The following is an 18,531-nucleotide window of genomic DNA, read 5'->3' on the forward strand; positions in this document are numbered from 1 at the left end:
GGGGGCCGGTGGTGGGCCGACCCCCGCAGCGTGATGCTGCCGCTTGCGTATTACTTGCCCAGCCCGGGGGCCGAGGAGTAGGCCCGCATGCTGTCGCGGTCCTTCCACAGCTTCGGTTGCAGCACCGACTCCGGGACCATGAATTTCTTGCGGTCCAGGACCTTGTGGGTGCGAGCAATCTTCACCACATTGTCGTACTTGAGCTTGAACAGCAGGCCCACGTCGCCGCCGGAGGTGTAGCGAACGATCATGTGATCGTCCTCCATGCGATGGACGTAGATGTTCGCCGGGCGCAGCTTGCCCTGGCCATCCTTCATCGTCACGGCGTAGTGGCCGTCTACCTGGAAATCACTCTTTTCCACCGGAAAATCCTCCGCAGGACTGTTTAGGCGGGCGTGACCTTACCACGTCTGACCGCCGCGGGCGAGACCGGTTCCCTCGGCCGGTGTTGCCGAATGGTAACGTCAGTCGCCCGCAGCCATTTGCAATTGTGCGCGGTTTCGATATGCTCCGCGCCCACCGTGTGCGTGGCCTTTATGCATGGGTAGCGCGCACCTGCTACACCGCCCGGAAATCAACCGGAAACTGGAGCTGGCCGTGTACGGATTCTCGGAAATCACCCCGGATGAACTGGAGCAGTGGCGCACTGAGGGTCGGGATTTCCGGCTGGTGGATGTGCGTCAGCCGGCCGAGACCGGCCGCGGGGTGATCCCGGACGCCGAACTCGTGCCCCTGGCGGCCGTGCCGCCGCGCAAGGACGAGTTCAGCGGAGATGAGACCCCCGTGGTGTTCTATTGCCAGAGCGGGGCGCGTTCGGCCCAGGCCTGCGCCTTCATGTCCCAGCAGGGCGTGGAGGGCGTGTATAACCTGCGGGGCGGCATCATGGGCTGGGCGCAGTCCGGCCGCTCGATTGTTACGCCCGATTAGCATCTGGTTGTATTCCGATTCCGTTTCCCCTATAAGGGGGAGTTCGGCGGATCCACGACCGGTAACGGTCAACCATTACGAAGACTCACAAAGGAGAGAAAGCCATGGCCAACTTCGATCAAGAGCTCGACGCCTCCGGCCTGAACTGCCCGCTGCCCATCCTGCGTGCCAAGAAGGCGCTGGCCTCCATGGATGCCGGTCAGGTGCTGCACATCATCGCCACCGACCCGGGCGCGGTGAAGGACTTCCAGGCGTTCGCCAAGCAGACCGGCAACGAACTGATGGAGCACAAGGAAGAGGGCGGCAAGTTCTACTTCCTGGTCAAGAAGGCCTGAGGTCTCCTGACGCATCGAAGCCCGGGGCCGGTCTCGCGAACGGCCCCGGGCTGCCGGTAGACGCGGTTACCGTGAGGTAACTGGATTGATGCCTGGACCCGATCTAGGCTGGCTGCAAGGTCCGTACAAAAGAGGCCTGCTCGCCCACAGCGAAGAGGTGACATATGGCGACATATGCTGAGATGCAGCAAATCTTCGACGACATCCGCGGAGATTTTCGCTACGACCATGATCTCAACGGCTGCCTGAACTGCGGGATCTGCACGGCGACGTGCCCTTCCGCCCAGTTCTACGACTACTCCCCGCGCGAGATCGTCCAGCTGCTCTGGACGGAGAACGTCGAGCAGATCTACGACGCGATGCAGGAAAAGATCTGGGCCTGCGCCCAGTGCATGACCTGCGCCGCCCGCTGCCCGTTCAAGAACTCCCCCGGCGGTCTCGTCGCGATCATGCGCGAGGTGGCCATCAAGCACGAGATGCAGTCGGCCAAGGACGTTCTTCGTCCGTTCGGGCGCGTGATGCTCAAGCTGATCACGACGGGTAACCAGCTTTCGCCCGACATGATCCAGCCCGATCACTTCCCGGACTGGGGTCCCAATATCCAGAAGGTGGAAGGCGATCTCCAGGTGCTGCGCAAGGCCATCCCGGTGAAGACCCTGCAGACCGTGGAAACGGCCTGGGAGGTCTCGCTCAAGACTTCGGTCGAGATGTACACCATCTGGGAAATGACCGGCGTTCTGAAGTCCCTCGAACTGATGGATGAAAACCTCTTTGACGTGATCGAGGACTTCATCGACGAGAAGCGCGAGGATTACGAAGACTGGCTCGAGGAGCAGGAAGAGGAAGACGACGAGTAATCGTCGGCGTCCCTCCGGTTCCGCGACATCAGGAGAAGCGTTATGAGTGAACAGACCCCAGGCAATCACAACCAGAACGGTGAGGGTGCCGGCGCCGGCGCCATGAAGCCGGGCTATCACAACACCGACGGCCAGGGTGTTGCCGGTCACGGCTCCTTCTTCCAGGCGACCGATCTGTCGCAGGAAGAGGCGGTCAAGGCCACCGACTGGGTGCGCAAGCATGTCGACCGCCGCACCATCGACCTCGGCGACCGCATGGATGACGTCCGCGAGCACATGTACGAGCTCGAGAAGGACGGCCAGATCATCATCCACCGGATCAAGGACGAGCACGATCCCAAGACCGTGCAAACCCTGTTCGGCTGGGACAAGCAGATCCCGACCAAGCAGCTCTGGCACCACAAGTCCTGCGGCCAGTGCGGCAACATCCCGGGCTATCCGACCTCGCTGCTGTGGTTCATGAACCAGTTCGGTTTCGAGCCCGGCAAGGACTACCTCGACGAGACCGACCAGACGTCCTGCACCGCGTGGAACTACCACGGTTCCGGTATCGGCAACGTCGAGTCGCTGGCCGCGGTATTCCTGCGCAACTTCCATCAGGCCTATGTCTCCGGCAAGCAGCACGGCCACGAGCTCGGCCACTTCTACCCGCTGGTCCACTGCGGCACCTCCTTCGGCAACTACAAGGAGATCCGCAAGTTCCTGGTGGAGTCCGCGGAACTGCGCGAAAAGGTCACCAAGATCCTCGGCAAGCTGGGTCGCCTGGTCGACGGCAAGCTCGTGATTCCGGAAGAGATCATCCACTATTCCGAGTGGGTGCACGTGATGCGCAACCGTATCGCCTCCGAGCTGCAGACGATCGACGTGTCCAACATCCGGACCACCGCCCACGTGGCCTGCCATTACTACAAGATGGTCCACGAGGACGCGGTCTATGATCAGTCCGTGCTCGGTGGTAACCGTACCGCCATCATCACCTCCACCGCCCAGGCGCTGGGTGCCCAGGTGATCGACTACTCCACCTGGTACGACTGCTGCGGCTTCGGCTTCCGGCACATCATCTCCGAGCGCGAATTCACCCGCTCGTTCACGATGGACCGCAAGATCCGGGTGGCGCGCGAAGAGGCCAATGCCGACGTGATGCTGGCCAACGACACCGGGTGCGTCACGACCATGGACAAGAACCAGTGGATCGGCAAGGCGCACAATCAGAACTTCCAGATCCCGATCATGGCGGAAGTCCAGTTCGCGGCCCTGGCCTGCGGCGCGGATCCGTTCAAGATCGTCCAGCTGCAGTGGCACGCGTCGCCCTGCGAAGATCTGGTCGAGAAGATGGGCATGTCCTGGTCCGAAGCCAAGAAGACCTTCCAGGAGTACCTCAAGGAGGTCGAGGCCGGGAACATCGAATACCTCTACAATCCTGAACTCGCATACGGGGGCAAGGTGTGATGCAAGATACAGTACTGGTTGTTGGCGGAGGTCCGGCGGGCCTGTCCGCCGCCGCGAACGTGACCTCGGCCGGCTACAAGGCCGTCATGGTCGAAAAGGAAGACGTCCTGGGCGGTGCCCCGATCCTGTCGGGCTATGCCAAGCTGGTCCCCTCCGGCGAGTGGGCTTCCGAGGCGATTGGCCGCATGGTCAAACGCGTCGAGGATGACTCCAGCGTGGCCGTGCACAAGAGTGCCAAGGTCGAGAAGCTGGATGGCGAGGCGGGCAACTTCACCGCCACGCTGACCAACGGCGAGACCGTGCAGGCCGGCTCGGTCGTGCTGGCCACCGGCTTCACCCATTTCGACTCGATCAACAAGCCGGAGTGGGGCTTCGGCACCTACGAGGACGTGCTGACCACCACCCAGGTGGAACAGATGGTTGCCTCGGGCAACATCGCCTGCCCCTCCGACGGCCGTGTGCCCGAACGGGTCTGCATCCTGCTGTGCGTGGGTTCGCGTGACCGCCAGATCGGTCGCGAGTGGTGCTCCAAGATCTGCTGCACCGTGTCCGCGAACATGGCCATGGAGATCAAGGAACTGTCCCCCGAGACCGACGTGTTCATCTACTACATGGACATCCGTACCTTCGGTCTGTACGAGGACAAGTACTACTGGAAGTCCCAGGAAGAGTTCAAGACCAAGTTCGTCAAGGCGCGTATCGCCGAAGTGACGTCCTCCGGTGATGGCCGCCTGCTGGTCAAGGGCGAGGACACCCTGGTCAAGCGCCCGATCGTGATCCCGTTCGACATGGTGGTCCACGCGATCGGCATGGACCCCAACGCCGACAACCCGGAGATCTCCCAGGTGTTCGGCGTTGGTCTCGAGAAGCACGGCTTCCTCGAGAAGGCCGAGCAGTACACCAACACCTGCGGTACCACGCGCAAGGGCATCTATGCCTGCGGCGCGGCATACGGCCCCGAGACGATCGACGACTCGATCGCGCAGGGTGCGGCCGCGGGTGGCCGGGCCGTGGCGGACCTGCATGCGCTGGTTCAAAAAGCCGGCTGAGGTGGTCAAGGACGAGGCGGTGCCGGATCTGACGCCGGTACCGCCTCGTGTCACCTTTGACAGGGACATCCTTGCAACGAAGCTGAACACGCTGCAGGAGAACATCGCCGACGCCGGCGGGGTTCAGGGATTGCAGACCTTCATTGAGGCGCTGCAGTCCAAACACGAGGTGTTCGCCGGGGTCGTCGCCAGAGGTGACGAGATCGACGACACCGACGTGCGGACCCTGGGCGGGCTGGTGTTCTCGGTGCGGCGCAAGCTGGGGCCGCTGCTGGCGGAGCGTCAGGGCGCGGTGGTCGAAGGCGTACGCAGCCTGGTACGGCCGGATTTCCATCCGGATGAACGGCTGCAGTCCTTTGCCGATCTCGCCGGCGATGACCGCAAGCTGCGCCGCGGACTGTGGGACTTCGGTTCGGAGATCCTGCACTTTGCGGATCCGGAAGCGCTGCCACTGGCCAATCGCTGGGTCTGGGACTCCGGTACCACGGCCGGCGCGATGCGGGAATTCATCCGCGGGAACGACACCCTGCGGGAGATTCCGATCGACGATGGCTATGCAGCGTTGCTGGGCATGCGGCAATGGTTCTACGAGGCCCTGCACGATATGGGGTTCTACCGTGATCTCCATTTCGTCACGGATCTGCTCTGGGTGCAGGCGTATTCCGACTACGCCAAGTCGCTGTCGATGAGCCTGGGACTGATCGATGCCCAGTTCGGGGCCCGCGAGGATCCGCTGGAGCTTGTGGTGAAACTGCTGGGGATCGATTCTCCCGAGGGGCGCCTGAAGGGCGAGCAGGCTTCGTTGCACTGAATAATAACTGAATCGAGTTTGAGCCTGGTTGGACAGGTTTTCGGAGAGACGTCATGGCAATACACGAAAAGGCACTGATCGAGGACGAGCGGCTCCAGCAGCACGACGAGCTGGTGGTCGACGGCGTGGACGTGTCCGGGCACTGGAACACCATGATTGCCCCGCGCACGGTCCGCGACTACGACGACGATTTCGAGACGAAGATCCAGAGCTACACCGGCGGCGAGTACGTGCACCGCTGCTGGCAGTGCGGGTCCTGCACCAACTCCTGCACCATGTATGCGCAGAACGTACAGTTCAATCCGCGCTACTGGATCTACCTGACCCGGCTGGGCATGAAGGAAGAGCTGGTCAAGGACAAGGACATCATCTGGCAGTGCGTGTCCTGCAACAAGTGCACCAATATCTGCCCGAAGGACGTGAAGCCCGAGGGCGTGATGAAGGCGCTGGCGCACTGGATGGAGGAAGAGGGGATCACCGAGAAGGCCCCGTCCACCATCTTTGACGAAGAGTTCGCGGACCAGATCTACAAGACCGGGCGCATCGAGGACGGCAAGGTCATGCAGAACTTCTTCAAGAAGACCGGCCAGCCATTGTTGCAGGAATGGCTGAAAGTGTTCGTCTTTCGCATGATGAAGCACCTGCCGGTGAAGCACCTGATGGCGATGGGCTTCAATACCGTACATACGCCGCGCACCAAGTCCTGGGGCAAGACCGGGGACGTGCTGAAGAACTACGTGCGCGAACAGAAGGAGGCCGCTCATGGCTAAGGTTGCTTACTATCCCGGGTGTGCCCTCGAGGGCTCCGGCGGTCCCTACGACCGTTCGACCCGCGTGCTGGTCAAGGCGCTGGGCCTCGAGATGGAAAACCTGCGTGACTGGAACTGCTGCGGCGCGATGGAGGTGAAGAACGTTCACCCCATGCTGCAGACCTACCTCTCGGCCCGGAACATGGCCATCGCCTCCGAGCAGATGGGCATGGATACGGTGATGGCGCCGTGTAACGGTTGCTATCACAACCTGAAGAAGGCCGAGTACGAGACCGCGACCTCCGATGACGCCATGAATACCGTTCAGGATCTGGCTCGCAAGTCGGATGACCCGGTGTATTCCGGCGACGTGCGCACCCTTCACCTGCTGGAATGGCTGATGGAGGAACTGGGCCCCGAGGGCATCAAGCAGAAGATGACCAAGAGCCTGAACGGCCTGAAGATCGCGAACTACTACGGGTGCATGTACACCCGTCCCCGGCAGATCTTCCCGGAGAAGGACAACGGCCCGGGTTCGGAGTCCAGTTATCAGCCGCATTTCATGGATGACCTGCTGGGGGCCGCCGGCGGCGTCAACGTTGACTTCCCGCTGAAGACCTCCTGCTGCGGCGGCGCCCATACGCTGTCCGACTCGGATACCTCGACCCAGCTGGTGCTGAACCTGCTGCAGTCGGCCGAGGACTCCGGCGCCGAGGTGATCGCGACTGAATGCCCGACGTGCCACTCCGGTCTGGAGATGCACCAGGTGCGTGCCGAAACCGAGTTCGGCATCAAGACCGACGTGAAGGTGCTTTACTTCACGCAGCTGCTGGGGCTGGCCATGGGCCTGTCGCCGCGCAAGCTGGGCATTCACGAGAACGTGAGTGACTCGATCGGCCTGCTGAAGGAGAAGGGGGTCCTCTGATCCCCTTCTTTCGGCATTCAGGCTTGATACGACAAAACGGGCGCGCTGCGCCCGTTTTTTTGTGGAGCACGGGCGCGCGGGCGTCCGGGAACGAGGCGAATCATGGATTGCAACGGCTGCGAGTTCCATCCTGAACTGTTCTACGACGACGAATACCAGATCTGGCTTCGGCGCGAGGACGACGACACCCTCACAGTGGGGATGACTGACCTGTCACAGACGATCGCCGGCAAGATCATCCATGTGCGGGTGCGCCGGCCGGGGACGCGGCGGCCGCCGGGCAAGCCGGTGGCCACCATCGAAAGCGGCAAGTGGGCCGGTCCGATCCCCAACTTCATCGACTGCAAGATCGTCGAGGGGAACGAGGAGGTGCTGGAGAATCCGGTGCTGCTGAACTCGGACCCCTACAATGCGTGGATCGCGCGGGTCGAGGCGACCAACGGCGCTGATGCGGCACTGGCGGAATTCGTCACCGGCGACAAGGCGCACGAAGGTTACTGCCGGCGGGCGCGGGAAGACGACATCGAGTGCCAGCGCAAGCTGCGCTGAGGGGTAAAGATGGCCGATCTCGACGACGACTACTATCTGGACAACGACGAGCAGACCGTCGTGTTCGTGATGACCTCGGGGCCGTCCACCCCTGGCCGCTGCGCCACGCCGTTCTATCTCGGCGCGGTGATGGCGTCGATGGACGTGGACGTGTACATCTTTTTCACCATGGAAGGGGTGAAGCTGATGGAGCAGGGTGTCGCAGAGAATCTGCGGGCAATGGAAGGCGGCAAGCTCATCAGCGAATTCATTCAGGACGCCAAGCGTGCGGGCGTGCGTCTGCACGTTTGCCAGCCCGCTTTGCCGGGGTATAAAATCGACGCGTCTTCCGATCTCGTCGCCGAGGTCGATGAAGTCAATCGGGCCAGCGAGCTCGCTGACCTGATACTGCGTAGTGACAAAACGATAACTTTCTAGTCTTTCCCGCTTTATTTATCCAGGAGGCATTTATGGGCGCTGTTCGGGGTTGTGATATTCCGGAAGATCTGATGTACAACGTTGAAAACAACGTCTGGGTGCGCAAGGAGAGCGACGGGACCGCGACGGTCGGCCTGACCTCCTACGCCTGCTCGCTGGCCGGTACGATTGTGTCGTACACCCCCAAGAAAGTCGGCAAATCGGTCAAGAAGGACAAGTCCTGCACTACCGTGGAATCCGGCAAGTGGGTCGGCCCGGCCAAGACCCCGGTCACCGGTGAAGTGACCGAGACCAACGACAAGGTCGCGGCGAACCCGGGTCTGATCAACGAAGATCCCTACGGTGAAGGCTGGCTGATCAAGCTGAAGCCGGAAGACTGGGACGGCGAAAGCGCCGAACTCAAGACCGGTTCCGACGCCCTGGCGGCGTTCGAAGCCAAGATGGAAGCGGACGGCTTCGGCGGCTGCTGAAGGTCTTTCGCGAAGGGGCCGTCGTTCCCGAGGGATCGGCGGCCTCTTTTTTGTCACTAATACCGCAGTAAAACGTTCAACAAATTGCGCGCACCCGGAGAGAGCCGATGACGAGCTGGAACGATGTGATCCGGCGGGTTGAACCCCTGGAAGACGTCCCCGTGGATCCGTTGCTGGTGGAGGATCTTCAGGCCCGGGGAGGCGGCGCGACTGCGGGCAGTGACTCGGTCCATTTCTACACCCCGACGTTCAAGTCCTACCAGACCAGCGAGATCGCCGACTGCGGCAAGAGTGCCTGGCCGGCCATGTCGATCACCGGCGGGGACTGCAAGCTGGCCTGCGACCACTGCAAGGCCAAGATCCTGGAACCCATGATCCCGGTGCGCAGCCCCGAAGACCTGTGGCGGGAGGTCAATCAGGTGATCGAATCGGGCGCCCAGGGCATGCTGCTGACCGGCGGCTCGAACCACCGCAACGAGGTGGAATACGACCCCTATTACTCGACCATCCGCCGGATCAAGGACGAGTTCCCGGATTTCCGTATCGCGATGCACACCGCCCTGGTCGACGACGACATCGCGCTGTCCATGGAGCAGGCCGGGATCGACGCGGCGATGATGGACGTGATCGGTGCGCAGGACACCATCACGCAGGTCTACCATCTGCGCCGCAGCGTCGACGATTTCGAGCAGACCCTGGAAAGCCTGGTGAAGACCAACATGAAGGTGGTGCCGCACATCGTGGTGGGCCTGCATTACGGCAAGTTGCTGGGCGAGTGGAACGCGCTCGAGATGCTGGCCCGGCATCTGCCCGATGCGGTGGTACTGGTGGTGGTCATGCCGTTCTATGCCCCGGCCAGTCGGCCGTTCGAAACCCCGGACGTGCACGCGGTGGGCCGGTTCTTCCATGACGCCCGCGAACGCCTGGGCGACACCTCGCTGCTGCTCGGGTGCGCCCGGCCGCCGGGCGAGGCCAAGAGCCAGATCGACAGCTATGCCGTGATGGCCGGGCTGTCGGGGATCGCGCATCCGGCCGAGGGTGTGGTGGAGCTGGCTGCGCGCCTGGGCAAAAACGTCCGCGTCACGCCCGCATGCTGTTCCATCGCGGTGGGCGACGAGGTGATGGCCGAGGCCGCGGACAACGCCAGCGGGGTTGAACTGGATCTGGACACCATCGTTGCCGAAGAGGCCCGCCGGCGCGAACAGGAGCGCAAGGCGCGCGAGGGCCTGGGTGGCATTCGCATCGTGACCGAAGGCGGGGCCGTGGCCTCGGGGGGTGGCTGTCATGCCTGAACGTGATCAGAAGACGCTGCGCATCCTGGATACCGGACTGCGCCCGGCCGCAGAGAACATGGCGTTCAACCGCGCCCTGCTGGAGTGCCACCAGGAGGGCCATTCGCCGCATACCCTGCGCTTTCTTCAGTTCGAGCCCTGCGCGCTGGTGGGCTTCCACCAGAACGTGGATCAGGAGATCCACGCCGATTACTGCCGCGAGCAAGGGATCGCGATCCAGCGCCGGATCACCGGCGGTGGCGCGATCTACTTCGACAGCACCCAGCTGGGCTGGGAGCTTTACCTCGACAAGCAGTTCCTCGGCACCGCCGACATGGGCCGGATCGCCGAACGGATCTGCACTGCAGCGGCCGAGGGCATGCAGAAGCTGGGCGTGGATGCCCGCTTCCGCCCGCGCAACGACATCGAGGTGGACGGGCGCAAGATCTCCGGTACCGGCGGCGCCTTCGACGGCGAGTCCATCCTCTATCAGGGCACGCTGCTGATCGAGTTCGACGTCGAGGATATGCTGCGCATCCTGCGCATCCCCGCGGAGAAGCTCTCCGACAAGGCGATCGAGTCGGCGCGCGATCGCGTCGCCAACATGGCCACCCTGCTCGGCGAGACCCCGGATCTGGACTACGTGAAACGCACCATCGCCGAGGCGATCGCGCGCGAGTTTGCGGTGGAGGCGGCACCGGCCGACCTGCTGGCGGAAGAAGACGCCGCGTTCCGCGAGGCGCTGGCCGAAATCGACAATGACGAATGGGTCTACCAGCGCAACCGTCCCGCGACCGATGCCCCGCTGCACGAAGCGGTGTATCGCTGCGACGGCGGCCTGATGCGCGTGGGCGCGGCGGTGGACCCCGAGCGCAGCCATCTCAAGCAGGTCTGGATCACCGGCGATGTCTTCGTCAAGCCGACCCGCACCATCGCGGATCTGGAGGCCAGCCTGAAGGATACTCCCGTCACCGAGATGGAGGACCGCGTGCGCGCCTTCTTCGCCGAGCGCGAGGTGGAGATGCTGCAGCTGACGCCGGAAGACTTCATCGCCGCCCTGCGCGAGGCCCTGGCGCAGGCGGAAACCGACGAGGCCGCCGAATAATGAACGGTATCCCCAACCCGGCGGGGTGTGCCTGATGCTGCCCGCTTCGGTCGACGTACTGGTGGTCGGGCTGGGGCCCGGCGGGGCCTCCGCCGCCCGCGTGGCGGCCGAAGCGGGGCTGTCGGTGCTGGCGGTGGAACGCAACCGCGCACGCGGCGAGCCGGTGCAATGCGCCGAGTTCATCCCCAACCCCATGGGCGCCTATGCGAAGCCGGACGGCGTGCTGCATCAGCGCATCGATTCCATGCAGAGCTTCCTGCCCTCCGGCGCGGTAGAGCAGTCCGACTTCCCCGGGCTGATGGTGGATCGCGGCGAATTTGACCGCGCAATTATCCGCGCCGCGGAGGCCGCCGGGGCGCAGGTGGCGATGTCCTCTCCGCTGACCGACGTGGATGCGGACCGACGTGTGGCGCGGGTGAAACACGCGGGTGAGGCGGTCGAGGTCGGCTTTCGCTTCCTGGTGGCCGGCGACGGCCCGCATTCCCCCGTGGCCGCGGCCCTGGGCCTGGATCCGCTGCCGGTGGTGCAGACCCGTCAGTACACCGTGCCGCTGCTGCGGCCGTACACCGCGACCGACGTCTGGCTGTCGGATGATTTCCCCGGCGGGTACGCCTGGCTGTTCCCCAAGGGCGAATGGGCGAACCTGGGCCTGGGCGCCGACAAGCGTCTGGAGCGTGACATGAAGACCCCGCTGGAGACGCTGCATGCGCAGCTGGTGGAGCAGGGGCTGCTGGGCACCGAGATCGTGCATCGCACCGGCGGTGCCATCCCGGTGGGCGGTCTGCGCGAGCAGCTGGTCCACGGGCCGGTGCTGTTCGTGGGCGATGCCGCCGGGCTGACCCACCCGATCACCGGGGCCGGGATCGCCGCGGCGGTGGTCTCCGGCGAGGCCGCTGCGCAGGCGGTCGTGGATGATCTGGGCGGCGATGACGAGGCGCTGGAGGACTACGACGACGAGATGCGCAGCCAGTACGGCCCGGCGCTGGAGCGCGCCTGCCGCCGGCGTGCGTTTCTCAATCAGCACTGGCGCACGCCGCGCGCGAACGACGACGCAACGCAGCGCCGTGGATGGATTGCATTTTCCGATTATTTCGACGATGGTGACCGGGCCGCGTAACCGGGCTCGGTCGACGGATGCCCCGCATCCCCGAGACAACGCTGGAGGAAGACAATGAGTGCAAGTGCAGAGGACATGGTCGCGCCGGTAAACTTCTATCGGCCGGACTACCACATCAAGACCCCGGACATGCGTTCGCCGGAGTACGTGCAGATGTCCACGGCGGCCGCGATCACGCTGGGCCTGGTGCCGGGGACCATGCATCGCACGTCCTGCACCCACTGCCTGAACCTGCTGGTTACCTATCCGGAAGGCTGCCGCGCCAACTGCTCCTACTGCGGGCTGGCGCGCCACCGCGAGGAATCGCGTGACTACGCCGACCGCAACTTCATCCGCGTCGACTGGCCCACCGCCAAATACGACGAGGTGATCGAGCGCGTGAAGAACAACGCCGACGCCGGCCAGTTCGAGCGCATGTGCATCTCCATGATCACCCATCCCAACTCCGATGCCGACACCGTCGAGCTGCTGGAGAAGTGGGTCGCCGAGGTGAATCACATCCCGGTGTCGATCCTGTCCAACCCGACCACCATGAGCTATGAAGACCTCCAGCTTCTGCGGGACAAGGGCGCGGACATCTTCACCGTCGCGCTGGACGCGGTGACCCCGGAGATCTTCGAGCGTACCCGCGGCAAGTCGGTCGAGAGCCCGCATACCTGGGACAAGTACTGGCAGTCCATCGAGTGGGCCGCCGAGATCTTCGGCCCGGAGAAGTTCGGCGCCCATCTGATCTGCGGCATGGGCGAGACCGAGGAAGAGATCCTGCAGGTCTGCCAGCGCATCCGCGATCTGGGTGGCCACAACCACATGTTCGCGTTCTTCCCCGAGGAAGGCTCGCTGATGGAGGACTGGAAGCCGGTCCCGCGCGACCAGTGGCGCCGCGTACAGCTGGGCCGCTTCATCATCGATTATGCCGGCGGCCGCATCGACGACATGAAGTTCAACGACGACGGCCAGGTGGTGGACTTCGGTCTGCCGCAGTCCGAGGTTGAGGAACTGATCGCCTCCGGCAAGCCGTTCCAGACCTCCGGGTGCCCCGGCAAGTCGGACGAGGAGGTCTCGGCCTGCAATCGCCCCTATGGTGATTCCAGCCCGACGGACATCCTGTCGTTCCCGTTCGCGCTGAACAGCAGCGACGTCGGATTCGTGAAGCGGCAGATGGATGGCGAAGACGTCGGCACCTTCGACTTCGACGCCGACGATGAGGCCGAGGACGAGACATCGGTCCGGTAAGCAATAACCATCAAGTCCCCGACGAAAGCCCCGCCCTGCGGGGCTTTCGCACGTCAGGGCGCCGATAAGCGGTTTTGAATATTCAGGTTTCGAGCGGCAGGGGGGCCGCCGAAATTTCGCGCGGCAGGGGGCCGCCGAAAAAGATGCCCGTCCGTATGGTCAGCGGTGCGGGTATCCCGAGCCGATGGGGGAGCCAATCCGCCCCCGGCTACAACAAGAAGACCACCAAAGGAGACAACAATGAAAGCACGCTTCATTCGCCGCAGCGCGATCACGATGGCGGTCGGCCTGGCTCTGGGCGCCGCCGGCACTGCACAGGCCACCAACGGCTATTTCGCCCATGGCTACGGCATCAAGGCCAAGGGCATGGGCGGCGTCGGCATGGCCATCTCGCAGGACGCCTACGCCCCGGGCATCAACCCGGCCGGCCTCGCCGGCATGGAAACCCGCTTCGACGGGGCTCTCACCTACTTCCGTCCGGAGCGCTCGTATGAGGTGTCCGGTATGCCATCGGGGCAGATGGGCACTTTTGGCCTGGCTCCGGGCGAGGTCGAGAGCGACAGCAAGAACTTCTTCATCCCGTCGCTCGGCTTCGTCCAGCAGATCGATGAAGACCGCTCCTGGGGCATCGCCTTCCTCGGCAACGGTGGCATGAACACCAATTACCCGGGGTTCGAGAACAGCCAGTTCTGTCAGATGCCCGAGATGAATCCGAACACCGGGCAGCCCACCGGTAACATGCTGCCCATTGGTAGCCAGACTGGTGTGTTCTGCGATGGAGCCGCAGGCGTCGACCTCGAACAACTGGCGATCATCCCGACCTACGCGCAGAAGTTCGCCGACGGCCGGGTCAGCGTCGGCTTCAGCCCGATCATCTCCTATCAGCGTTTCGAGGCGAAGGGGATCCAGACCTATGCCGACATGGGCATGTCGGACGACCCGGACAACTTCTCCGGCAACGGCACGGATGATTCCTGGGGCTACGGCGCGCAGATCGGCATCCAGGCCGAAGTGGCCGAAGGGGTCCGGTTGGGGGGCAGTTATCGTTCGAAGATCCGTAACTCGGATTTCGATGACTATTCCGGACTGTTCGCCGAGGGAGGTTCCTTCGACATCCCGTCGACCTGGGGTATGGGCGTAGCCTGGGAGGTGACGCCCATGGTGACCCTGGTGGCCGACTACCAGCGCATCAACTACTCCGACGTGGATGCGATCTCGAACGACGGACCTGGCCAGCAGGATCTCGGTCAGCCTGTCTTCGGGACCTCCGATGGTCGCGGCTTCGGCTGGGACGATATCAACGTCTACAAAATCGGAGCCCAGTTCGAGCTGCCGAACGACTGGCAGCTGCGCGTGGGTTACAACCGCGGCGACAACCCGATCGATTCGGACGAGGTGACCATGAACCTCCTTGCTCCGGCGGTGATGACGCATCACTACACCGCGGGCTTCACCAAGTCCTTCGGCGACCAGCACGAGCTGAGCTTCGCGGCGATGTACGCGCCCAGCAATTCGGTCTCCGGATCGAACGCGTTTGATCCGGACCAGGACATCGAGATCGAGATGAAGCAGTACGAGCTGGAGCTGGGCTACAGCTACCGCTTCTGAGGTCGGTCCGTCGATCCACCGGCCCCGGGGTTGCGGCCCCGGCCGGGGTCGACGGCGATGTCCCGCTTCCCAATGATCGAAGGAGCAGTACCCATGTCATTGTTTCATCGCAAGCCGCTGCAAACCGGCGGCTCGACCGGGATCGTCCGGTCACTGACGGCCGGGCTGGCGGCCGTGACCCTGATGGCCGCGGCGGCGTCCGCCACCGCGGACGAGTATCGCCCGTTCGTGCTGGCCTGGACCGACGGCGGGGCCGGCGTCTCCGAGGTGGCCGATGAGGCGCGCGAGCGTCTGGAGGGCGCGGATTTCGAGATCCTCGGTGAGTACGACGTCACCGACTCGGCCCGTGTGCTGGTGGCGACCAGCGACGACCTGCTGGAGGCGGCCGCCTCGCATGACCGTGCGGCTTATATCGCGCCGATGCGTGTCGGCATCACCGAGGTCGACGGCGAAGTGCAGGTCAGCTACACGCATCCGGTTTACTTCCAGCACGCTTACCGTGTCGAGGTCCCGCTGGACGGTGTCGCGGCGTCGCTGGAAGAGGCCCTCGGGGCCGAGGAGACCTTCGGCCACGAGGATGGCAAGAGCCAGCGCGACCTCAACCGGTATCGCTATGCGTTCGGCATGGAACGTTTCGACGCGCCCTACGAGCTGGGCAGCCGGGGTTCACGTGCGGAAGCGCTCGAGGCGCTTGGCGCAGGTCTGGAGGAGCGGGCCGGCGGTGTCAGCGAGGTCTATCGCGTGGACATCCCGGGGCGCGACGCAACCCTGGTCGGCGTGGCGATCCGCGCCGTGGACGGGGCCGAGGAGGATGCGTCCGATCGCAACGCCCTGGAGACCGTGGACGTCAACGCACGCCGCCACACCGCCTACGTGCCCTACGAGGTCCTGGTCAATGGCGGCGACGTGGAGGCGCTCCACATGCGCTTTCGCATGGCGCTGCATTTCCCCGACCTGAGCATGCTGGGGTCGAACAGTTTCATCCAGCTGCGCAATGCCCCGGGAGCCGTGGAAGAGGCGCTGCAGGAGGCCGCCGGATTCGCGTCCTCCGGCTTCCAGTGGGACGACTGAACCCCGGCCCGGGAAAAAACCCCTGGTTGCACTCAAGAACCCCGGTCCGCCGGGGTTTCTTACGTACGGGGGCCGGGGTTGTTTATCCTCCCCGTTCACTCGCGGCAGGAAGCAGGCCATGAAATCAATGAAAATCGCCAACATGGGCGAGATCCGCAACGAACTCAACAAGTACAAGAAGGGTCGCAAGCTGGACATCCATCAGTTCAACCAGGTCGCGCGTCAGGCGTGGCTCGGCAAACTGGTGATGCAGCCGCTGGACCTCGAAGATCCCGAATGCAAGGCGTTCCTGGTGTTCGTGCAGGAGCCCGAGGAGCTGGCGCAGCATTTCCTCGACACCGACCAGGAGCTGCTGGGCGGCATGCACATCATCGACGGCCAGCAGGCCGAGGCGCTGGTGGATATCATGCGCACCGGGGTCGAGGAACGGGCCAAGCTGTACGAGGATCTGTCGCGCTCCGACTTCTATTTCCGTTATTTCTACAAGCCGGGGAACGATGACAAGGATCAGGAGCAGCAGGGCGACGACGCGACCTCCGGTCAGCCGTCGGAGGAATAAGGCGCGATGACGACCCCGGCCGCTCCGGAATGGATCGATGCCGGGGAGCGGTCGGCGACGGAGCTGCACGCCCTCTACACCGGGCTGGCGGCATCCACCCCGCCGGATGCTCCGCCGCGCGTGCTGTGGGTGCGCTCGCGCGAGGCGCATGTCTCGGTGGGCGGCAGTCAGGATCCCGAAGCCGATCTCGATCTGGACCACTGTGCCGCGCGCGGCATCCCGGTGGTGCGGCGCCCGCTGGGCGGCGGTTCGGTATGGGTGGATGCCGACCAGGACTGCTTCTTCGTGATCCGGCCGAGCCGTGTCCTCACGCGTGGTCCCCGGCATCTGTTCGCGCAGGGCCTGGCCATGGCCGTGGACGTCTTGCGCGAGCTGGGCCTGCAGGGGGTGGAACCCCGCGGACAGGATGTCTGGGTGCAGGGCCGCAAGATCATGGGTACCGGTGCGGCCACCCTGAACGAGGGCTCGGTATTCGGCGCGAGCTTTCTCGGTCGTTTCCCGGTGGAGGATTTCCTCGCCTGTGTGCGGGCCCCCAGCGAGGGGTATCGGGAATGGCTGCGCCCGGTACTGGAGGCCGGCATGACCGACTGCGCCGGGGAGCTGGGGCGGGCGCCGGATTCCGCGGCTCTGCGCGACTCGCTGCGCCGGGTCACGGAACGCCGCTTCGAGGCGCCGCCGGTGGAGGTGACGCCGGACGCGGCGACCCTGGAAGCCTGGCTGGCGGCCGGCTACGAGGAACTGGACGATCTCGCGGACGGGGATGCGCGCCCGTCCGTGCCGGAGGGGATCCGGGTCAATCGTGACAATCACGTGTTCGAGACACGGGTGGCCTGCGGGCGCCTGCGCCTGCACGTGGAAGGACAGCACATCGCCCGCGTGTGGTGCGAGGACCCCGCGGTGGACCGTGTCCTCGGCGAGCGCGTGGCGGGCGAGCTGCCGGAACGTCTGCATCTGCGCTCGCGCCTGGCCGGCTGCCTCGACCCTGCGGTGGCCGATGCGGTCAGCGCCCGCATCGATGCGCTGTACCGCGGCATCGCCTGAATTTCCAAGGAGACACCGAGATGGCCGAACCGACGATCCAGCGCCGGCTGGAAAAGCGCATGATCCTGATGAGCCGGGACGGCGAGATGACCGAGCGCCTGCGGGCGCCATTGCCCGACGACTGGCACATGGAAGCGACCACCGATCTGGAGGGGCTGGGAGACTGGAACGAGGTCCTGCTGTATCGCTTCATGCTGCTGGACCTGGACGAGATCGAGGTGTTCGATCCGTTGGACGTGATCCGCACCCTGCGCATGGAATACCAGATCAACCTGCCGGTGTTCTGTTTCGGCGGGGATGCGGACATTCGTGACGAGATGCGCCTGGCGCGTGCGGATCGCTTCTTCGACCGGGACGAGATGGTCGAAAAGCTCCCCGAGTTCATCCGCATGTACGACTGGGGCTGAGTGCCCCGTCAGAAAGAAAGGCCTCAACAGAAAAGGCCCCGGGCTCAAGCCACGGGGCCTTTTCGCTTGGTCGGTCCGCGTGTGCCGCGGACAGGCGAATGGCGCGGCCTTCAGCCGATCCAGGCGTGCTCGAGGACGTCGATCCGGATCTTCTGGTGGTAGGTCTCGCCGTTGCCCTCGATCTCCAGGTCACCCATGCGGGTCCCCGCGGTGTCGTAGCTGAACTTGCAGTCGAAGCTGCCGGGCAGGGACACGCTGCTTTCGCAGAGGGTCTCGCCCTCCACGGTGAAGCGGCACTGCGCGGTGCCCGAGCCGTTCAGCATGGCCTGCAGGCGGAATTCCTCGTTCACCGGGCGACGGTACACTTCCGGGTCGCGGTTCGGGTTGTACTGCAGGTTGTTCAGCTTGACGAGTTTGACAAGTTTCATTGCGGGTCCTCTATTTACGCGCTGAATCCGAGTGAACTGGTTGGGTATAATCAAACCCGAAATCATACAACAATCCCCGCGCGATGACGATTCCGGGGGTGCGCCCCCCGGGAATGTGCCCGGAATCGTCATGCGACGCGACATACGAGGCGG

The 18,531-nt window shown here is 64.1% G+C and carries 22 protein-coding genes; 20 read left to right on the plus strand and 2 right to left on the minus strand.

Annotated features, from left to right (window positions below; translation table 11 throughout):
* Positions 1 to 50: 50 nt before the first annotated feature.
* Positions 51 to 362: a hypothetical protein gene (locus D893_RS00580; RefSeq protein WP_018946866.1), complete on the minus strand. Its 312-nt coding sequence runs from the start codon at positions 360 to 362 to the stop codon at positions 51 to 53.
* A gap of 235 nt (positions 363 to 597) precedes the next feature.
* Here D893_RS00580 and D893_RS00585 point away from each other — a divergent pair, with 235 nt between their 5' ends.
* The 20 genes from D893_RS00585 to D893_RS00680 all read left to right on the plus strand — a co-directional run bounded on the left by D893_RS00585 (position 598) and on the right by D893_RS00680 (position 17,950).
* Entirely contained in the window at positions 598 to 927 is a 330-nt protein-coding gene (locus tag D893_RS00585) for a rhodanese-like domain-containing protein (protein WP_024328731.1), read from the plus strand.
* Between the two features lie 104 nt (positions 928 to 1,031).
* Positions 1,032 to 1,262, plus strand: a complete 231-nt coding sequence (locus tag D893_RS00590; protein WP_018870325.1) for a sulfurtransferase TusA family protein — start codon at positions 1,032 to 1,034, stop codon at positions 1,260 to 1,262.
* Between the two features lie 182 nt (positions 1,263 to 1,444).
* Complete coding sequence (locus tag D893_RS00595) at positions 1,445 to 2,119, plus strand: 4Fe-4S dicluster domain-containing protein (RefSeq protein WP_018870324.1); 675 nt, start codon at positions 1,445 to 1,447, stop codon at positions 2,117 to 2,119.
* Positions 2,120 to 2,161: 42 nt separating this feature from the next.
* On the plus strand, positions 2,162 to 3,568 hold the full coding sequence (locus D893_RS00600; protein WP_018946868.1) for a heterodisulfide reductase-related iron-sulfur binding cluster: 1,407 nt from the start codon (positions 2,162 to 2,164) through the stop codon (positions 3,566 to 3,568).
* Complete coding sequence (locus D893_RS00605) at positions 3,568 to 4,617, plus strand: FAD-dependent oxidoreductase (protein WP_018870322.1); 1,050 nt, start codon at positions 3,568 to 3,570, stop codon at positions 4,615 to 4,617. The genes D893_RS00600 and D893_RS00605 overlap by 1 nt, the downstream gene beginning before the upstream one ends.
* Complete coding sequence (locus D893_RS00610; RefSeq protein ID WP_024328732.1) at positions 4,592 to 5,428, plus strand: hypothetical protein; 837 nt, start codon at positions 4,592 to 4,594, stop codon at positions 5,426 to 5,428. Before D893_RS00605 ends, D893_RS00610 begins: the two co-directional genes overlap by 26 nt.
* 53 nt (positions 5,429 to 5,481) lie before the next feature.
* Positions 5,482 to 6,198 (plus strand): 4Fe-4S dicluster domain-containing protein, encoded by a 717-nt coding sequence (locus D893_RS00615; RefSeq protein WP_024328733.1) that lies wholly within the window; start codon positions 5,482 to 5,484, stop codon positions 6,196 to 6,198.
* The gene (locus tag D893_RS00620; protein ID WP_018946872.1) at positions 6,191 to 7,102 is read left to right on the plus strand and encodes a CoB--CoM heterodisulfide reductase iron-sulfur subunit B family protein; all 912 of its coding nucleotides are present in this window, start codon (positions 6,191 to 6,193) and stop codon (positions 7,100 to 7,102) included. The genes D893_RS00615 and D893_RS00620 overlap by 8 nt, the downstream gene beginning before the upstream one ends.
* 102 nt (positions 7,103 to 7,204) lie before the next feature.
* Positions 7,205 to 7,651, plus strand: a complete 447-nt coding sequence (locus tag D893_RS00625; RefSeq protein WP_018935767.1) for a glycine cleavage system protein H — start codon at positions 7,205 to 7,207, stop codon at positions 7,649 to 7,651.
* Between the two features lie 9 nt (positions 7,652 to 7,660).
* Positions 7,661 to 8,068: a DsrE family protein gene (locus tag D893_RS00630; protein WP_077244522.1), complete on the plus strand. Its 408-nt coding sequence runs from the start codon at positions 7,661 to 7,663 to the stop codon at positions 8,066 to 8,068.
* Positions 8,069 to 8,100: 32 nt separating this feature from the next.
* Positions 8,101 to 8,538 (plus strand): glycine cleavage system protein GcvH, encoded by a 438-nt coding sequence (gcvH, locus tag D893_RS00635; protein ID WP_077244523.1) that lies wholly within the window; start codon positions 8,101 to 8,103, stop codon positions 8,536 to 8,538.
* Between the two features lie 107 nt (positions 8,539 to 8,645).
* Positions 8,646 to 9,830, plus strand: a complete 1,185-nt coding sequence (locus D893_RS00640; protein WP_110618893.1) for a radical SAM protein — start codon at positions 8,646 to 8,648, stop codon at positions 9,828 to 9,830.
* On the plus strand, positions 9,823 to 10,914 hold the full coding sequence (locus D893_RS00645) for a biotin/lipoate A/B protein ligase family protein (RefSeq protein WP_110618895.1): 1,092 nt from the start codon (positions 9,823 to 9,825) through the stop codon (positions 10,912 to 10,914). Before D893_RS00640 ends, D893_RS00645 begins: the two co-directional genes overlap by 8 nt.
* Positions 10,915 to 10,948: 34 nt before the next feature.
* Complete coding sequence (locus tag D893_RS00650) at positions 10,949 to 12,031, plus strand: NAD(P)/FAD-dependent oxidoreductase (protein WP_026288966.1); 1,083 nt, start codon at positions 10,949 to 10,951, stop codon at positions 12,029 to 12,031.
* A 54-nt stretch (positions 12,032 to 12,085) separates the two neighbouring features.
* The gene (locus D893_RS00655) at positions 12,086 to 13,264 is read left to right on the plus strand and encodes a radical SAM protein (RefSeq protein WP_026288967.1); all 1,179 of its coding nucleotides are present in this window, start codon (positions 12,086 to 12,088) and stop codon (positions 13,262 to 13,264) included.
* Positions 13,265 to 13,504: 240 nt separating this feature from the next.
* On the plus strand, positions 13,505 to 14,872 hold the full coding sequence (locus D893_RS00660; protein ID WP_110618897.1) for an outer membrane protein transport protein: 1,368 nt from the start codon (positions 13,505 to 13,507) through the stop codon (positions 14,870 to 14,872).
* A gap of 93 nt (positions 14,873 to 14,965) precedes the next feature.
* Positions 14,966 to 15,943, plus strand: a complete 978-nt coding sequence (locus D893_RS00665) for a hypothetical protein (protein WP_110618899.1) — start codon at positions 14,966 to 14,968, stop codon at positions 15,941 to 15,943.
* A gap of 118 nt (positions 15,944 to 16,061) precedes the next feature.
* Complete coding sequence (locus D893_RS00670) at positions 16,062 to 16,502, plus strand: hypothetical protein (RefSeq protein WP_110618901.1); 441 nt, start codon at positions 16,062 to 16,064, stop codon at positions 16,500 to 16,502.
* Between the two features lie 6 nt (positions 16,503 to 16,508).
* Positions 16,509 to 17,543, plus strand: a complete 1,035-nt coding sequence (locus tag D893_RS00675; protein WP_110618903.1) for a lipoate--protein ligase family protein — start codon at positions 16,509 to 16,511, stop codon at positions 17,541 to 17,543.
* A 20-nt stretch (positions 17,544 to 17,563) separates the two neighbouring features.
* Positions 17,564 to 17,950: a hypothetical protein gene (locus tag D893_RS00680; RefSeq protein WP_018946882.1), complete on the plus strand. Its 387-nt coding sequence runs from the start codon at positions 17,564 to 17,566 to the stop codon at positions 17,948 to 17,950.
* Between the two features lie 110 nt (positions 17,951 to 18,060).
* On the opposite strand, the gene D893_RS00685 is transcribed toward D893_RS00680, so the two are convergent.
* A complete protein-coding gene (locus D893_RS00685) occupies positions 18,061 to 18,378 on the minus strand; it encodes a hypothetical protein (RefSeq protein WP_018870306.1) in 318 nt (105 codons plus the stop codon).
* Between the last annotated feature and the right edge of the window lie 153 nt (positions 18,379 to 18,531).

Source organism: Thioalkalivibrio sp. ALE21 (genome assembly GCF_003208255.1).
GTDB lineage: Bacteria > Pseudomonadota > Gammaproteobacteria > Ectothiorhodospirales > Ectothiorhodospiraceae > Thioalkalivibrio > Thioalkalivibrio halophilus.

Coding starts and splice junctions, on each gene's coding strand:
- D893_RS00655 (WP_026288967.1), top strand. CDS start 12,086: ATGAGTGCAAGTGCAGAGGACATGGTCGCGCCGGTAAACTTCTATCGG.
- D893_RS00620 (WP_018946872.1), top strand. CDS start 6,191: ATGGCTAAGGTTGCTTACTATCCCGGGTGTGCCCTCGAGGGCTCCGGC.
- D893_RS00610 (WP_024328732.1), top strand. CDS start 4,592: ATGCGCTGGTTCAAAAAGCCGGCTGAGGTGGTCAAGGACGAGGCGGTG.
- D893_RS00650 (WP_026288966.1), top strand. CDS start 10,949: ATGCTGCCCGCTTCGGTCGACGTACTGGTGGTCGGGCTGGGGCCCGGC.
- D893_RS00615 (WP_024328733.1), top strand. CDS start 5,482: ATGGCAATACACGAAAAGGCACTGATCGAGGACGAGCGGCTCCAGCAG.
- D893_RS00685 (WP_018870306.1), bottom strand. CDS start 18,378: ATGAAACTTGTCAAACTCGTCAAGCTGAACAACCTGCAGTACAACCCG.
- D893_RS00670 (WP_110618901.1), top strand. CDS start 16,062: ATGAAATCAATGAAAATCGCCAACATGGGCGAGATCCGCAACGAACTC.
- D893_RS00645 (WP_110618895.1), top strand. CDS start 9,823: ATGCCTGAACGTGATCAGAAGACGCTGCGCATCCTGGATACCGGACTG.
- D893_RS00640 (WP_110618893.1), top strand. CDS start 8,646: ATGACGAGCTGGAACGATGTGATCCGGCGGGTTGAACCCCTGGAAGAC.
- D893_RS00680 (WP_018946882.1), top strand. CDS start 17,564: ATGGCCGAACCGACGATCCAGCGCCGGCTGGAAAAGCGCATGATCCTG.
- gcvH (WP_077244523.1), top strand. CDS start 8,101: ATGGGCGCTGTTCGGGGTTGTGATATTCCGGAAGATCTGATGTACAAC.
- D893_RS00675 (WP_110618903.1), top strand. CDS start 16,509: ATGACGACCCCGGCCGCTCCGGAATGGATCGATGCCGGGGAGCGGTCG.
- D893_RS00660 (WP_110618897.1), top strand. CDS start 13,505: ATGAAAGCACGCTTCATTCGCCGCAGCGCGATCACGATGGCGGTCGGC.
- D893_RS00630 (WP_077244522.1), top strand. CDS start 7,661: ATGGCCGATCTCGACGACGACTACTATCTGGACAACGACGAGCAGACC.
- D893_RS00665 (WP_110618899.1), top strand. CDS start 14,966: ATGTCATTGTTTCATCGCAAGCCGCTGCAAACCGGCGGCTCGACCGGG.
- D893_RS00600 (WP_018946868.1), top strand. CDS start 2,162: ATGAGTGAACAGACCCCAGGCAATCACAACCAGAACGGTGAGGGTGCC.
- D893_RS00605 (WP_018870322.1), top strand. CDS start 3,568: ATGCAAGATACAGTACTGGTTGTTGGCGGAGGTCCGGCGGGCCTGTCC.
- D893_RS00595 (WP_018870324.1), top strand. CDS start 1,445: ATGCAGCAAATCTTCGACGACATCCGCGGAGATTTTCGCTACGACCAT.
- D893_RS00590 (WP_018870325.1), top strand. CDS start 1,032: ATGGCCAACTTCGATCAAGAGCTCGACGCCTCCGGCCTGAACTGCCCG.
- D893_RS00625 (WP_018935767.1), top strand. CDS start 7,205: ATGGATTGCAACGGCTGCGAGTTCCATCCTGAACTGTTCTACGACGAC.